The 14,890-nt window shown below is 74.6% G+C and carries 13 protein-coding genes; 6 read left to right on the forward strand and 7 right to left on the reverse strand.

Features of this window, described 5'->3' with window-relative positions:
- Positions 1-14 precede the first annotated feature (14 nt).
- The 6 genes from CLV92_RS11650 to CLV92_RS11675 all read right to left on the reverse strand — a co-directional run bounded on the left by CLV92_RS11650 (position 15) and on the right by CLV92_RS11675 (position 7,576).
- The gene (locus tag CLV92_RS11650) at positions 15-2,291 is read right to left on the reverse strand and encodes a beta-xylosidase/alpha-l-arabinosidase (protein WP_104433065.1); all 2,277 of its coding nucleotides are present in this window, start codon (positions 2,289-2,291) and stop codon (positions 15-17) included.
- 247 nt (positions 2,292-2,538) lie between these two features.
- Positions 2,539-3,699, reverse strand: coding sequence for a Gfo/Idh/MocA family protein (locus tag CLV92_RS11655; protein ID WP_104433066.1), 1,161 nt, complete (start codon positions 3,697-3,699; stop codon positions 2,539-2,541).
- Positions 3,696-4,412, reverse strand: a complete 717-nt coding sequence (locus CLV92_RS11660; protein WP_104432986.1) for a ThuA domain-containing protein — start codon at positions 4,410-4,412, stop codon at positions 3,696-3,698. The genes CLV92_RS11655 and CLV92_RS11660 overlap by 4 nt, the downstream gene beginning before the upstream one ends.
- Complete coding sequence (locus tag CLV92_RS11665; RefSeq protein ID WP_104432987.1) at positions 4,409-5,296, reverse strand: carbohydrate ABC transporter permease; 888 nt, start codon at positions 5,294-5,296, stop codon at positions 4,409-4,411. Before CLV92_RS11665 ends, CLV92_RS11660 begins: the two co-directional genes overlap by 4 nt.
- A gap of 1 nt (position 5,297) precedes the next feature.
- The gene (locus tag CLV92_RS11670) at positions 5,298-6,206 is read right to left on the reverse strand and encodes an ABC transporter permease subunit (protein ID WP_104433067.1); all 909 of its coding nucleotides are present in this window, start codon (positions 6,204-6,206) and stop codon (positions 5,298-5,300) included.
- Between the two features lie 38 nt (positions 6,207-6,244).
- Positions 6,245-7,576: an extracellular solute-binding protein gene (locus CLV92_RS11675; protein ID WP_104432988.1), complete on the reverse strand. Its 1,332-nt coding sequence runs from the start codon at positions 7,574-7,576 to the stop codon at positions 6,245-6,247.
- Between the two features lie 250 nt (positions 7,577-7,826).
- On the opposite strand from CLV92_RS11675, the gene CLV92_RS11680 reads away from it, so the two are divergent.
- The 6 genes from CLV92_RS11680 (at position 7,827) to CLV92_RS11705 (ending at position 13,618) form a co-directional block, all read left to right on the forward strand.
- On the forward strand, positions 7,827-8,930 hold the full coding sequence (locus CLV92_RS11680; RefSeq protein ID WP_104432989.1) for a LacI family DNA-binding transcriptional regulator: 1,104 nt from the start codon (positions 7,827-7,829) through the stop codon (positions 8,928-8,930).
- Between the two features lie 10 nt (positions 8,931-8,940).
- Positions 8,941-9,834, forward strand: coding sequence for a proteasome subunit beta (gene prcB, locus CLV92_RS11685; protein WP_104432990.1), 894 nt, complete (start codon positions 8,941-8,943; stop codon positions 9,832-9,834).
- Complete coding sequence (gene prcA / locus CLV92_RS11690; protein ID WP_104432991.1) at positions 9,831-10,550, forward strand: proteasome subunit alpha; 720 nt, start codon at positions 9,831-9,833, stop codon at positions 10,548-10,550. The genes prcB and prcA overlap by 4 nt, the downstream gene beginning before the upstream one ends.
- Before the next feature lie 98 nt (positions 10,551-10,648).
- Positions 10,649-12,010: a Pup--protein ligase gene (pafA, locus tag CLV92_RS11695; RefSeq protein ID WP_104432992.1), complete on the forward strand. Its 1,362-nt coding sequence runs from the start codon at positions 10,649-10,651 to the stop codon at positions 12,008-12,010.
- Positions 12,011-12,137: 127 nt separating this feature from the next.
- On the forward strand, positions 12,138-13,145 hold the full coding sequence (locus CLV92_RS11700) for an FKBP-type peptidyl-prolyl cis-trans isomerase (protein ID WP_104432993.1): 1,008 nt from the start codon (positions 12,138-12,140) through the stop codon (positions 13,143-13,145).
- Positions 13,146-13,240: 95 nt separating this feature from the next.
- Entirely contained in the window at positions 13,241-13,618 is a 378-nt protein-coding gene (locus CLV92_RS11705) for an FKBP-type peptidyl-prolyl cis-trans isomerase (protein WP_104432994.1), read from the forward strand.
- 98 nt (positions 13,619-13,716) lie between these two features.
- Here the strand turns inward: CLV92_RS11705 and CLV92_RS11710 are convergent, their stop codons facing one another.
- On the reverse strand, positions 13,717-14,865 hold the full coding sequence (locus tag CLV92_RS11710; protein WP_104432995.1) for a DUF3866 family protein: 1,149 nt from the start codon (positions 14,863-14,865) through the stop codon (positions 13,717-13,719).
- Positions 14,866-14,890 lie beyond the last annotated feature (25 nt).

Genomic DNA, 14,890 nt, shown 5'->3' on the forward strand with positions numbered 1-14,890 from the left:
GCCGCGGCCCGCGCTCAGCCCCGCGGGCGCCGCACCGCCACCCGCACCAGCCGGCGGTCGGCCGTGGTGACGGCGTGGGCCGCGCCGGTGAGTTCCACCTCGGCCTCCGCGTCGACGCGGGAGCAGTCCGGGCCCAGCAGGAGCCGGACCCGGCCCGGCTCCACCGTCCGCCGCAGCGCCCGGTCGCTGGCCGCCAGGCGCGAGGCGGGCACGTCGAGCTCGACCTCCGCGGACTCACCCGCGTCCAGCTCCACCCGCGCGTAGGCCAGCAGCCGCACCAGCGGGCGGGTGGTGGAGCCCGTGGCGGCGCTGCCGTAGAGCTGCACCACGTCCGCTCCCGCCCGGGTTCCGGTGTTGGTGACCCGGCAGCTCACCACCACGGAGCCGTCGGTCGGCACCCGCGCCGCCGCCACGCCCAGCAGCGAGCGCTCGAAGGACGTGTAGGACAGCCCGTGCCCGAACGGCAGCGGCGGGGCGGTGTCCAGGTTGCTCACCGGGCTCGCCGCGCCGAGCCGGGGGTGCAGGTAGCTGTAGGGCTGCGCGCCGGCGGAGCGCGGCAGGCTCAGCGGCAGCCGCCCCGAGGGGTTGACCCGCCCCGAGAGCACGCCGGCCACGGCGGCGGCGCCCTCCTCGCCGGGGAAGAACGCCTGCACGACGGCGGCGGCGCGCCCCAGCAGCGGCCCCACCGCGTAGGGCCGCCCGGTCAGCAGCACCAGCACCACCGGCGTGCCGGTGTCCAGCACCTCCTCCACGAGCCGCTGCTGCACGCCGGGCAGGCGCAGGTCGTCGGTGTCGCAGCCCTCCCCGGAGGTGCCGCGACCGAACAGTCCCGCCCGGTCGCCGGCGACCACGACGGCGACGTCGGCCGAGGCGGCGGCGGCCACCGCCGCCGCGATGCCGGAGGGGTCGTCGCCGTCGACGGTGCAGCCGGGCACGTGCTCCAGCGTCGCCCCGGGCAGCTCGGCCCGCAGTGCCTCCAGCACGGTGGGGGCGTGCAGGCGGGCGGGCACCTGCGGATGCTGGTCGAGGACGTGGTTGACGAAGCTGTAGCAGCCGAACAGTGCCGCCTGCGCGTCGGCGTTGGGGCCGAGCACCGCCACCCGCGCAGCCGCGCCGCCGGCCGAGCCCGCGCCCAGCGGCAGGGTCCCGTCGTTGGACAGCAGCACCACCGAGCGGTCGGCGAGTTCCGCGGCCAGCGCCCGGTGCCCCGGCGGGTCGAGGTCGAAGGGCCCGGCCGGGGTGGGGTCGTAGCCGGGGTCGAGCAGCCCGAGGGCCGCCTTCTGCCGCAGCACCCGGCGCACCGCGCGGTCCACCAGCGCCTCCGGCACCCGCCCTGAGCGCACCCGCTCCGCCAGCGGCTCCAGGTAGGCACTGCCCGTGGGCAGCTCCACGTCGATGCCGGCGGCCAGCGCCTGCGCGGCGGCGTCACCGAGGTCGGCGGCCACCGCGTGCAGGGTGTGCAGGAACGCGACGGAGAAGTAGTCGGCGACCACGGTGCCGGTGAAGCCCCACCGCTCGCGCAGCACCCCGGTGAGCAGGTCGGCGTCGGTGGCCGCGGGCAGCCCGTCCACCTCGGCGTAGGAGTTCATCACCGACTGCGCGCCCGCGTCGAGGACGGCCATCTCGAACGGGGGCAGCAGCACGTCGGCCACCTCGCGCGGCCCGGCGTGCACGGGGGCGAGGTTGCGCCCGGCGCGGGAGGCGGAGTAGCCGACGAAGTGCTTCAGCGTGGCGACGACCCCGCTGGACTGCAGGCCGCGCACGTAGGCGGCCCCGATCGTGCCCACGACGTAGGGGTCCTCGGAGATGCACTCCTCCACCCGGCCCCAGCGGGCGTCGCGGACCACGTCGAGGACCGGGGCGAGCCCCTGGTGCACGCCCAGGCCGCGCATGCTCTCCCCGACGGCCGCCGCCATGCGCTCGACGAGGTCGGGGGAGAAGGAGGCCCCCCACGCCGGCGGCGCCGGGAACGTCGTGGCCTGCCAGGCCGCCAGCCCCGTCAGGCACTCCTCGTGCACCAGCGCCGGGATGCCGAGGCGGGTGTTCGCCTGCAGCCACCGCTGCCGCTGCGCCAGCAGCGCCGCCCCCGCGCCAGGCTCCACCGGCGCCGTGCCGAAGGGGCGGGTCAGCTGGCCCAGCCCCTCGCGGGCGAAGGACGTGAAGCGCTCGTCGGCGGAGCCGTCCTGCCCGGCGCCCATGGCCGCGGCCATCGGGGCGACGTCGCCGTCGGAGCCGTCCTCCTCGCGCAGCCACAGCCCGACGAGCTGGGCGAGCTTCTCCTCCACGCTCATGCGGGCGAGGAGGTCGTCCACGAGCCGCTGCGACGCGGCGTCGGCTCCGGGAACCGTCGGCGCGGGCTCCGTCGGCGCGGGGCTCGGCACGGCGGGGGTCGAGGGGGCGGGCGGGTCGAGCTGGGTGGTCACGGGACGTCCTCTCGTCGGCGGCGCGCGGGCGCGCCGCGCGGCTGGCCGGGCGCGGGTGGTCGGGCCGGGGTGCTGGAGCCGGGCGGGTCGGGCGGGCCCGGAGTGCGGGCCCCCGTCAGGCGGCGCTCGCCGGTGCGGCCGCGTGCAGCTCCCGCAGGGGCACCGGGTCCGGACGCTCGCAGGTGCCGGCGACGTCCACCCGCCGCCCCCGCGCGGCGGAGTCCAGCAGCGACTCCAGGACGTCGAGCACGTGCAGCCCGACCCGTCCGCTCGCTCGCGGCTCCCGCCGGGTGCGCTCGGCCAGGTCCAGCAGCCCGATCCCGCGCCCGCCCGCGCGGTACCCCGCACTCACCGGCACCAGCTGCCAGCCGTCCCCGCCGAGGGGGTGCAGCAGCACGTCCCCGTCGAAGTGGTTCGGGTCGGGCACCACCAGGGAGCCGCGCTCGCCGTGCACCTCGATGCTGGAGCCGCGCGTGGCGACCGCGTCGAAGCTCATGACGAGGGTGGACAGCGCCCCGCTCGCGTGGGTGAGCACCCCGGTGACGTGGGTGTCGGTGGTGACGGGGACGCGCTCCCCGGCGCGCGGGCCCCGGCCGATCGTGCGGCTGGTCCGGGTGTGCGAGGCCGCCCCCACCGCCGAGACCACGGGCCCGAGCAGGCTCACCAGGGCGCTGACGTAGTACGGGCCCATGTCCAGCAGCGGCCCGCCGCCGGGGGCGTAGTAGAAGTCCGGGTCCGGGTGCCAGCGTTCGTGCCCGGGGGTCAGCATCGTCGCCGTGGCCGCCACCGGCGCCCCGAGGAGGCCGTCGTCGAGGACACGGCGCGCCGTCTGCAGCCCGCTGCCGAGCACGGTGTCCGGCGCGCAGCCCAGCCGCACCCCGGCCGCCTCCGCCGCCGCCACCACCCTCGCCGCCTCGGCGGTCGTGGCCGCCAGCGGCTTCTCGCCGTAGACGTCGCGGCCCGCGGCGATCGCGGCCAGCGCCACCTCCGCGTGGGCCGCGGGGACGGTCAGGTTCAGCACGACGTCGACGTCGTCGGCGGCCAGCAGGTCGGCGATGCCCAGCGCGCGCACGCCCGGGTGGGCGGCGGCCACCGCCTGCGCGCGCGCGGGGTCGAGGTCGGCCGCGGCCGTGACCGCCAGTTCCGGCAGCCGCGCCAGCGTCGCCAGGTACTGGGTGCTGATGTGCCCGCAGCCCACGATCCCCACCCGCAGCGGCCCGGCGTCCGCGGTGGTGTCGGGCGCGCTGTCGTGCGTGGTGTCGTGCGCGTGGTTCAGCGGCTGGCCCACAGCAGGCCCCTCTCGACGATGGTGCGCACGCTGGGGTGCTGGAGGACCTCCACGCGGTGCCCGGGGGTGCAGACGAACACCCGCCCGCGGCCCCAGCGCCGCGTCCACACCGCCGGGGAGGTGACGGGACGGTGCCAGGGGTCCCACGGTCGCACCGCCTGCGTGGTGGTGGCGAGGACGTCGACGTAGTCGTCGGAGAGCACCCAGTACTGCTCCGTCACGAGCTCGAAGTCGGCCAGGCCCGCGGTGACGGGGTGGGCCGCGCCCTCGGCGGTGATCTCCACGCGGTGGGGCACGTCGTTGTCGTCCATCCCCCCGGTGCGCTCCTCCGGCGCCCGGCCCGGGTGGCAGGCGAACTGCCCCCCGACCAGGTGCAGGTAGTCGGAGGAGGCGCGGTAGGAGTCGGCGATGCCGCCGTGCCAGCCGGCCAGGCCCGTGCCCGCCTCCACGGCGGCCGTCAGCCCGGCGAGCTCCTCCCGCTCGATGGTGGACATCGTCACGCACTGCACGACGAGGTCCGTGGCCGCCATGACGGCGGGGTCGGCGTACACCGTCGGGGAGTCCTCCAGCCGCACCTGGAAGCCGTGCGCGCGCAGGAACGGGACGAAGAGGTCGGTGGCCTCCACGGGCTGGTGGCCCTCCCAGCCGCCGCGCACCACCAGCGCCCGGCGCTGCGCGCCCCGGACGCCCGGAGCGCTCACTTGCTGAACCCGGCGGTGAGACCCGCGACGAGCTGGCGGCGGCCGATGACGTAGAGCACCAGCACCGGCAGCGTCGAGAGCACCACGGCGGCCAGCGTCGCCGGGACGTTGACCTGGTACTGCCCCTGGAACGCCGACAGCGCCAGCGGCAGGACGCGCTTGTCCGGGCTCTGGGTGAGGACCAGCGGCAGCAGGAAGCTGTTCCACACCTGCAGGCCGTTGTAGATCGACACCGTGACGATCGCGGGCCTGGTCAGCGGGAACGCCAGGCGCCACGCGGTGCTCCACTCGCTGCAGCCGTCCAGCCGCATCGACTCGAACAGCTCGTTCGGCACGTCGCGGATGAAGTTGGTCAGGATCAGCACCGTCAGCGGGACGGCGAAGGCGATGGACGGCAGGATCAGCGCCATCAGCGTGTCGTAGAGCTCGAGCCTGATGATGATGAGGTAGACGGGGATGATGGTGGCCTGCAGCGGGATCGCGAGCCCCATGAGGAAGAGGGCGTTGACCCCCCGCAGGAACCTGCCCCCGCCGCGCACGATGGCGAACGCGGCCATGAAGGACATGAGCACCGCCGGGGCCACCGTGCCCCCCGTGACGATGACGCTGTTGAGGAAGTAGCGCAGGAAGTCCGACTCCAGCACCTGCCGGTAGGCGCCGAGCGTCGGCGACGTCGGCGGTGCCAGCGGGTTGGAGGCGAAGTACTCCGCCTGCGGCTTGAAGGTCGTGATCACCAGCCAGTAGACGGGGACGATGATGACCGCGAGCCACAGCCAGCCGAAGAGGCCACCGAGCCAGTTGCGCTCGCGGACCCTGCCACCACCGGCGGCGACCGGGGCGGGTGGGGCGGGGCGGCGGGTGGACGGGGGAGCGGTGGTCGCCATCTCAGGCCCCTTCCAGCTGGCTGGCGCCGGCGTCGCGGCCCCCGAGGCGCTGCAGCCCCAGGGCGAGCAGCAGCCCGACGGCGACGAGGATCACGGCGATGACGCTGGCCAGGCCCATCTGGCTGGCCCGGAACCCGCGCACGTACATGTCGAGGGCGAGGACGCGGGTCGCGTCGCCGGGCCCGCCCGCGGTGAGCACCCAGATGAGGTCGAAGAAGGTCAGCGACCCCACGACCATCAGCGTCGACGACGTGATGATCGTGTACTTCAGCTGCGGCAGCGTGATCGAGAAGAACTGCCGCACCTTCCCCGCGCCGTCGATCTGGGCGGCTTCGTACATCGACGCCGGGATCTGGCGCACCCCGCCCTGGTAGATGAGGGAGTGGAACGGCACGAACTGCCAGGAGACGATGAAGACGACGACCGCGAGGGCGAGGGTGGGGTCGCCCAGCCAGTTCTGCCGCAGGACGTCGAGGCCGAGGCCCGCGCCGATGCCGAAGTTCGGGTCGAGCAGCGCCTTGTAGACGATGGCGACGGCGGCCGAGCTCAGCAGCAGCGGGATGAAGTACAGCACGGCGAGGAAGGCCCGGTAGCGCTGCCGGCCGGCGGTGAAGACGCCGATGAGCAGGCTGACCGGTGTCTGGAACAACCACGACAGCGCCATCACGAGGAACGTCACCCACAGGGCGTGCAGCAGCCCGGGGTCGGCGAGCACCGCCCGCCAGCTGGTGAGGCCGGTGAAGGTGATGTCGCCGATGCCGCTCCAGGAGGTGAAGCTGAGGACGAGCACCCCGACGAGCGGGACGATGCCGAAGGCGATGAAGAAGAGCAGCGCGGGCAGCACCAGCCACACCAGCGAGCCGGTGCGGCGCCCGGTCGCCGTGACCGGGGCTGCCGGGACCGGCGGGATCGCACCGACCCCGCCGGTCGCCACGGGAGCGGCGCTGCTCACTGGCCCAGGACCGCGTTCATGTTGGCGGCGAACTCCTCGGGGGTGATGCTGAGCTGGAACAGCCGGGCGATGTTGTCGAGCAGCTCCTCGGCGGCGGCGGGGCTGAGCGCCTGGTCCCAGGACTGCTGGAACGACTTCGCGTTCAGGGCGGTCTCGTAGACCCAGGTGACCCACTCGGGGTTCTCGGAGGCGGCGAGCTGGTCCTCGATGCCCTTGAACACCGGCACCTCGCCGATGCCGATCCAGCCCTCGATGACGGCGTCGGAGGTGACGCCGTCCTTGAGGTACTGCTTCGCGATCTCCTTCTGCTCGTCGGTGGCCTCGGAGTAGATGGAGAGGTACTGCGCCGGGTTTCCGACGGTGTTGCTGGGGTCGCCCTTGCCACCGGTGACGGCGGGGAAGTTCATGTAGCCGAGGTCGCCGCCGGGGACGAACTCGCCGCCGTCGCTCTTCATGCTGCCGTACGTCCAGGTGCCGTGCAGCATCATGGCGGCCTTGTTCGTGTAGAGCAGGGCCTGATCGGCGTTCTGGTCGGCGACGACGGAGTCGAAGCCCTCGATGAAACCTCCGGCGCGGACGAGGTCCTGGGCCATGGTGAGGGCCTCGAGGGCGTCGGGGTTCGACCACGCGTCCTCGTCGCCCTCGTAGACGGCGGTGAACAGCTCCGGGCCGCCGACGCGGTCGAAGAGGAACTCCAGCCACATCATCGTCGTCCAGCGGGACTGCCCCGCCAGCGAGATGGGGGCGATCCCCGCCTCGTTGAAGACGGGGACGAGCGCCATCAGGTCGTCCCACGTCTTCGGCGGCTGGGCGCCGACCTGCTCGAAGAGGGGCTTGTTGTAGAAGAGGACGATCGGCGCCATGGTCTGCATGGGCATCGCGTAGATCTTGCCGTCGACGGTGCCGGCCCCCCAGGCGGAGTCGATGACCTTGGCCTTGAGGTCGGGGTTCTCCTCGAACCACGAGGTGAGGTCGTCGACCTGGCCCGCCTCGGCGTAGCCGGCCAGCGTGCCGCCGCCCCAGCCCCAGATGAGCGTCGGGGCCTGCCCGGCGCCCACCGCGGTGCGGATCTTCGTCTTGTAGTCGTCGTTGGCGAAGAACGTCGCCTCGACCCGCCCGTCGGGGTGGCTCTCGTTGAACGTCTCCACGGCGGTCTTGCGGACGTCCTCGGCCGGCTGGCCGCTCAGGTACCAGATGCTCGCCGTGCCGGCCGAGGGCTGGCCGGGTCCGGCGGTGCCACCGCTGCAGGCGGTGAGCGTGCCGGCGGTGAGCGGGGCCGCGAGGACGAGGCCGAGGAACGAGCGGCGGGAGGTGTTCTTGCGATCCACGATGATCTCCAGAGCGTCGAGCCGCGGCGGCGCGGGTGGCGGGGGGAGCGAAGGGCGCTCGAAAAGTTTCGCAACTTGTTCGGCGTGCGCGAGACCGTACGCCGTGGCCGTGGGGGCGTCAAGGGTCGAGTGCGCAGGTGATGGGAGCGCTCTCTCGCTGGGACCGCGCCGAAACGGGCCGGCGGGTGCGCTTGACGGTCCGGCGCGCAGCGAGCCACACTCGTCGAAAAGTTTCGAGCAGGAGGTCGAGATGGCTGGCGGCAACGGACAGCGGCGCGCGACGCTGGCGAGCGTCGCGCGACTGGCCGGGGTGTCCGTGCCGACCGTGTCGAAGGTCCTCAACGACCGCGACGACGTCGCCGAGGAGACCCGGGAGCGGGTGCGCCGCGCCCTGACGGAGAGCGGCTACGCCGCGCAGCGGCGCACGCAGCCCCCCGGCCCGCCCGTCGTCGACCTGGTCGTGGAGGGGCTGACCAACCGCTACACCGTGGAGGTCCTCGGCGGGATCATCGACGGCGCCGCCGACCTCGGCGTGGAGGTGGTGCTCTCCAGCGTCTCCCCGGCCCGCTTCCGCGAGGCCGACCACGGCCAGTGGGCCGAGCGCCTCGCCGCCGCCGGGCGCCGCGGTCTCGTCCTCGTCTCCTCCGAGGTGCAGGAGGCGCAGGTCCGGCAGTTCTCCCGCCGCAACCTGCCCGTCGTCGTCGTCGACCCCCTCAGCCCGCCCGTGCCCTCGATCGTCAGCGTCGGCTCCACCAACTGGGCCGGGGGCAAGGCGGCCACCGAGCACCTCATCGGCCTGGGGCACCGCCGCATCGCCCACGTCGGCGGCCCCGTCGGCGCCGAGTGCAGCCAGGCCCGCCTGCACGGCTACCTCGCCGCCCACATGAGCGCCGGACTGCCCGCCGACCAGGACCTGGTCCTCGCCGGCGACTTCGTCCACGCCACCGGCGTGGCCGGGCTGGAACGGCTCCTGCAGCTGCCCTCACCGCCCACGGCCGTCTTCTGCGGCAACGACGTCATCGCCCTCGGCGTCCTCGACGAGGCCCGCCGCCGGGGCCTGCGCGTGCCCGCCGACCTCAGCGTCGTCGGCTTCGACGGCACCGACCTCACCGAGCACGCCCACCCCCGGCTGACGTCCGTGGCGCAGCCGCTGCGCGAGATGGGCCTGACCGCCCTGCGGGCCGTGGTCCGCCTCGCCGAGGGGGAGGACCTGGAGTCGCACTACGTGGAGCTGGCCACCCAGCTCGTCGTCCGCGACTCCACCGCCCCGCCGCAGGCCCCCGCCGCCCCACCGGCCGCCGCTGCCCCTGCCGCGCGCCGCGCCCGCCCCGCGCCTGCGACAGGGCGCCGGTAGGGTCGCGAACGTGACCTCCGACCCCAGCGGACGGCTCCCGGCGGCCTATCTGGTGCCGGGTTCCTCGTCCTTCTCCGAGTTCGTGCGCGAGCACGCCCCCGACCTGCTGCCCGCCCGCCGCCTCGCCGGCGCCCCGGCGCCCGCACCGGCCGGCGCGGGCGAGCGGGCCCCCCACGGCACGACGATCGTGGCCGCCACCTTCGACGGCGGAGACGGCGGCGGGGGAGTCGTGATGGCCGGCGACCGCCGCGCCACCGCCGGCAACCTCATCGCCCAGCGCGACATCGAGAAGGTCTTCCAGGCCGACGAGCACTCCTGCGTCGGCATCGCCGGCACCGCCGGGCTCGCCATCGAGATGGTGCGCCTCTTCCAGGTCGAGCTGGAGCACTACGAGAAGATCGAGGGCGCCCTGCTGTCCTTCGAGGGCAAGGCCAACAGGCTCTCCACGATGATCCGCGGCAACCTCGGCCTCGCCATGCAGGGCCTGGCGGTCGTGCCGCTGTTCGCCGGCATGGACCTGGCGCTGGGCCGCGGGCGCATCTTCAGCTACGACGTCACCGGCGGGCGCTACGAGGAGCTGCACCACCACAGCGTCGGCTCCGGCTCCGTCTTCGCCCGCGGGGCGCTGAAGAAGCTGTGGCGCCCCGGCCTCGACGCCGACGGCGCCGTCCGCGTCGCCGTCGAGGCACTGTGGGACGCCGCCGACGACGACTCCGCCACCGGCGGGCCCGACCTGGTCCGCCGCATCTGGCCCGTGGTGGCCGTCGTCACCGCCGAGGGGTTCCGCCGCGTCGGCGAGGAGGAGCTGGAAGCCGTGGTCACCGACGTCGTCGCCCGCCGCCACGGCGACCCGGGCGGCTCCCGGGCCCTCCTGCGCGCGCAGGACGGGGGTGAGTCCGCATGAGCACGCCCTTCTACGTCTCGCCCGAGCAGTTGATGAAGGACAAGGCGGACTACGCCCGCAAGGGCATCGCCCGCGGCCGCGCCGTCGTCGTCCTCGCCTACGCCGGAGGCATCGTCTTCGCCTCGGAGAACCCCTCCCGCGCACTGCACAAGATCTCCGAGATCTACGACCGCGTCGCCTTCGCCGCCGTTGGCAAGTACAACGAGTTCGAGAACCTGCGCGTGGGCGGGGTCCGCTACGCCGACCTGCGCGGCTACTCCTACGACCGCAGCGACGTCACCGCCCGCGGCCTGGCCAACGTCTACGCCCAGACCCTCGGCACCATCTTCACCACCGAGTCCAAGCCGTACGAGGTCGAGCTGGTCGTCGCCGAGGTCGGGGCCACCCCGGCCGCGGACCAGATCTACCGCCTCACCTACGACGGCTCCGTCGCCGACGAGCACGGCTTCGTCGCCATGGGCGGCTCCGCCGAGCAGATCGGCGCCAAGCTCGGCGAGCGCTGGAGCGAGGGTCTGGACCTCGGCGCCGCCCTGCGCCTGGCCGTGGAGGCCCTGGGCTCCGACGCGGCCGCGGAGGCCGCGGGCGGCGGCCCCCGCGCCATCGGCCCCGAGCAGCTGGAGGTCGCGATCCTCGACCGCACCCGGACCCGGCGCACGTTCCGCCGCCTCACCGGGCCGGTGCTCGCCGCGGCGCTGTCCGCCCCCACGGGCGGCTGAGCCGAGCGCACGGGCCCGCCCGCGCCCCCGTCACCACCACGGCCCCGGTCCGGCGCTTCACAGCGCCGAACCGGGGCACTCGTGCCTATGGTGGGGACATGGACCGCCGGATCTTCGGCCTCGAAACGGAGTTCGGCGTCACGTGCGCCTTCGAGGGCCAGCGCAAGCTGTCCCCCGACGAGGTCGCCCGCTACCTGTTCCGCAAGGTCGTCTCCTGGGGCCGCTCCAGCAACGTCTTCCTCAAGAACGGCGCCCGCCTCTACCTCGACGTCGGCTCCCACCCGGAGTACGCCACGCCCGAGTGCGACGACGTCCGCCAGCTCGTCGTCCACGACCGCGCGGGAGAGCGGACCCTGGAGGGGCTGCTCACCGACGCCGAACGGCGCCTGCACGAGGAGGGCATCCGCGGCGAGGTCTACCTCTTCAAGAACAACACCGACTCGGCGGGCAACTCCTACGGCTGCCACGAGAACTACCTCGTCTCCCGCCACGGGGAGTTCTCCCGCCTCTCCGACGCCCTCATCCCCTTCCTGGTCACCCGCCAGCTCGTCGTGGGCGCGGGCAAGGTCGTGCAGACCCCGCGAGGCGCGGCGTACTCCCTCTCGCAGCGGGCCGACCACATCTGGGAGGGCATCTCCTCGGCCACCACCCGCAGCCGTCCCATCATCAACACCCGCGACGAACCGCACGCCGACGCCGAGCGCTACCGCCGCCTGCACGTCATCGTCGGCGACTCCAACATGTCGGAGACGACGACGCTGCTGAAGGTGGGCGCCACCGACCTGGTGCTGCGCCTCATCGAGACCGGCGCCGCCCTGCGCGACATGACGCTGGAGAACCCCATCCGGGCCATCCGCGAGATCAGCCACGACACCACCGGCCGCCGCCCCCTCAAGCTCGCCAACGGCCGCGAGGCCTCCGCCCTGGAGATCCAGGAGGAGTACCTCACCTGCGCCAAGGCCTTCGTCGAGGGCCAGGGCCTCCAGACGCCCACCGTCAAGCGGGTGCTCGACCTGTGGGAGCGGGCGCTGCTGGCCGTGCGCAGCCAGGACCTCTCACTGGTGGAGCGAGAGGTGGACTGGGTCATCAAGAAGCGCCTCCTGGAGCGCTACATGGCCAAGCACGACCTCACCCTCAGCTCCCCGCGCATCGCGCGCCTCGACCTGGCCTACCACGACATCCACCGCAAGCGCGGCCTGCACTACCTGCTCACCGCCCGCGGCCTCGCCGAGCGCGTCTGCCACGACCTGGAGGTCTTCGAGGCCACCGCCGTGCCGCCGCAGACGACCCGGGCCAAGCTGCGCGGGGACTTCGTGCGCGCCGCGCAGGCCAAGCACCGCGACTTCACCGTCGACTGGGTGCACCTCAAGCTCAACGACCAGGCGCAGCGCACCGTGCTGTGCAAGGACCCCTTCCGCTCCGTCGACGAGCGCGTGGAACGGCTCATCGAGAGCATGTGAGGCCCGCGCCCAGGTTCCTCCCAGGTGCCGTGGCTAGGCTGGCCCGGATCGAGGGCCGACGTCGCTCCGGCGCCGCGAGGCCCTGCCAGCCGACCTCCTGACTGCCGAACCCCTGCGAGGACCTTTCGTGCGCCGCCTCACCGCCCTGCCCATCGCCGTCGTGCTCGCGCTCGCCGGGTGCGCCTCGCAGCCGGAGTCGACGCCGGCGCCCAGCGAGTCCAGCCCCCCCAGTCCGACCAGCCCTGCGGAGCAGACCCCCGAGCCGCAGGTGACCCCCGCCGCCGAGGACCCCTCGCTCGGTGTGGAGGTCACGGGCGCCCCCGACGCCAAGCCCGAGGTGAAGATCACCACGCCGCTGTCGGTCGAGGACTCCGTCCGCAAGATCGTCACCAAGGGCGAGGGGGAGCCCGTCGACCTCGGCGACAACGTCGTCCTGAACTTCAGCCTGTACAACGGCCGCGACGGCGCCGAGCTGGACAGCACCTACGGTGCCGCCCCGCAGACCTTCCCCATCACCGAGGGCCTCCTGCGCGGCGTGGCCAGCGGCCTGCTCGGCGCCCACGTCGGCGACCGCCTCGCCATCGCCATCGCCCCCGACGAGGGCTTCGGCGAGCGCGCGACCAGCAACTACCCCGGCCTCAACCCGGACGACACCATGGTCCTCGTCGCCGACCTGCAGCGCGCCTACACGCCGCTGCAGCAGGCCGAGGGCGAGGCCGTGCCCGCCAAGCCGGGCCTGCCCACCGTCGAGACCGACGACGAGGGCAAGGTCACGGGCATCACCGTGCCCGAGGACGCCAAGACGCCGCCCACCGAGCTCGTCGTGCAGCCCCTCATCCAGGGGTCCGGCCCGAAGGTGGAGGCCGGGCAGCGCATCACCGTGCACTACACCGGCGTGCGCCTGGAGGACGGGGAGAAGTTCGACTCCTCCTGGGACAAGGGCCAGCCGTTCCCGACGGTCATCGGCCAGGGCCAGGTCATCGCCGGCTGGGACCAGGGCCTCGTCGGGCAGAACGTCGGCAGCCGCGTGCTGCTGGTGATCCCCCAGGAACTCGCCTACGCCGACGCCAAGCCCGGCGACGCCCAGCCCTCCGGCCCGCTCGTCTTCGTCGTCGACATCCTCGACGCCCAGTGACCGAGCCGCCGGGGCCCGCCGCACCCCGCGGCGGGCCCCGGCGCGCCGTCCGCCCCGACCCTGACCCCGCACCACCGCACCCCCTGAGGAGAGCCGTGCCCGAGCTCAGCAAGCCCGAGGTCGACTTCCCCGTCGGCCAGCCGCCCGCCGACCTGGAGATCACCGACATCACCGTCGGCGACGGCCCGGAGGCGGTGCCCGGCAGCACCGTCACCACCCACTACGTCGGCGTGGCCTTCTCCACCGGCGAGGAGTTCGACGCCTCCTGGAACCGCGGCGAGCCGCTGGAGTTCCCCCTCGGCCGCGGCATGGTCATCGCCGGCTGGGACCGGGGCATCGCCGGCATGCGCGTCGGCGGCCGCCGCCGCCTCGTCATCCCCGCGGAGCTGGCCTACGGCGAGCGCGGCGCCGGTTCCGTCATCAAGCCCGGTGAGACGCTGATCTTCGTCGTCGACCTCGTCGGCGTGCGCTGACAGCACCGCAGCCCGCACCCGGGGCGGGGACGTCGAGCGCGCAGGGCACGCCGGTGCCCCGCCGCCCGACGTCCCCGCCCCGCGGTGCTCCCGGCGCCTCAGTCGAGCAGCTCCGCCGCGTGCCGGCCCGCCGCCGCGGCCGCCAGGAACGCCGCCCGGTCACCGGCCAGGTCGCGGCCCATCGTCGACAGACGCACCGGGCAGCCCGCCAGCGCCTCGTCCAGTCCCGCGCCCCGCACCGCCACCAGCCGGTGCGGCTGCACCCGCGGCCCCGACGGCGCGCACAGGGCCGCCGCCTGCGCCCGCACCCCGTCCCAGAAGGCGCCCGCCTCGTCCGGCACCACCACGTCCACCGGGGCCAGCGCCACCCGCCCCACGCTCGTCGCCGAGTGGTGCGACACCCCCCGGTGGCGCCCCCGGGCATCGGCCTGCGACACCCGCAGCGCCGCCACCGCCCGTCCCCGCAGCACCGACGCGGCGTTGAGCGCCTCGCCCACCGCCACCCCCGAGAAGCCCCAGCGCGTGCCCGTGCCCAGGTTCCCCGGGCCCTGCGCCACCACCGCGACGTCCGCCCCGGCCACCAGCCGCGCCGCCAGCAGGCCCGAGTGCACGCTCACCGCCTCCAGGTCCCCGCCGAAGGCCTGCCCGGCCGTGACGCACGCCGCCAGCCAGCCCGCCTCCCGCAGCCCCGCCACCGCCCGGGAGAACGCCGCCGGCAGCGCCCCCCCGTCCGTCATGACGTAGGCCACCCGCGCGCCCGGGCGACGCTCCAGCAGCCCCGCCAGCACCGCCGGCACCGCCGAGTGCAGGTCCGCCACCACCACCGGCATCCCGCCGAGGTCGTCGGCTTCCCGCAGCAGCCCGTGGTGGGGCGACTCCTGCTCGTCGGCCCCCAGCACCATCGCCTGCAGCGGCGTGTAGCGCGCCTTCACCAGGTGCCCCGGTCCGCGCGGTGCCTCCGCGGGCAGCCGCTCCGGCAGGGCCACCACCAGGGCGTAGCCGCCGGTGCCCAGGCCGCGCTCCAGCGCCGCGGTGTTGAGCAGCACCCGGTCCCCGACGGCCGGCTCACCCACGAGGCCGGGATGGGCCAGCGCCCGCACCTGGGCCCCCGCGGGCAGCCCGCCCGCGCCCTCCGCCGCCTCCGGACCGGGCGCGGCGCCGCGGGCGTCGAGCTCCACCCGGCACTCCTGCGCCCCCGGCCACGCACGGCCCAGCTCCAGCACCCGCCCCGATCGCCAGCGCACCACGGGACGACCCTAGGGGCTGCCCGGC

It is taken from the genome of Kineococcus xinjiangensis (genome assembly GCF_002934625.1).
Classification (GTDB): domain Bacteria; phylum Actinomycetota; class Actinomycetes; order Actinomycetales; family Kineococcaceae; genus Kineococcus_A; species Kineococcus_A xinjiangensis.

Bases quoted from the DNA above. Each gene is read 5' to 3' on its own strand.
- CLV92_RS11650 (WP_104433065.1), bottom strand. From the start codon at position 2,291: ATGAGCGTGGAGGAGAAGCTCGCCCAGCTCGTCGGGCTGTGGCTGCGC.
- CLV92_RS11665 (WP_104432987.1), bottom strand. From the start codon at position 5,296: ATGGCGACCACCGCTCCCCCGTCCACCCGCCGCCCCGCCCCACCCGCC.
- CLV92_RS11680 (WP_104432989.1), top strand. From the start codon at position 7,827: ATGGCTGGCGGCAACGGACAGCGGCGCGCGACGCTGGCGAGCGTCGCG.
- prcA (WP_104432991.1), top strand. From the start codon at position 9,831: ATGAGCACGCCCTTCTACGTCTCGCCCGAGCAGTTGATGAAGGACAAG.
- pafA (WP_104432992.1), top strand. From the start codon at position 10,649: ATGGACCGCCGGATCTTCGGCCTCGAAACGGAGTTCGGCGTCACGTGC.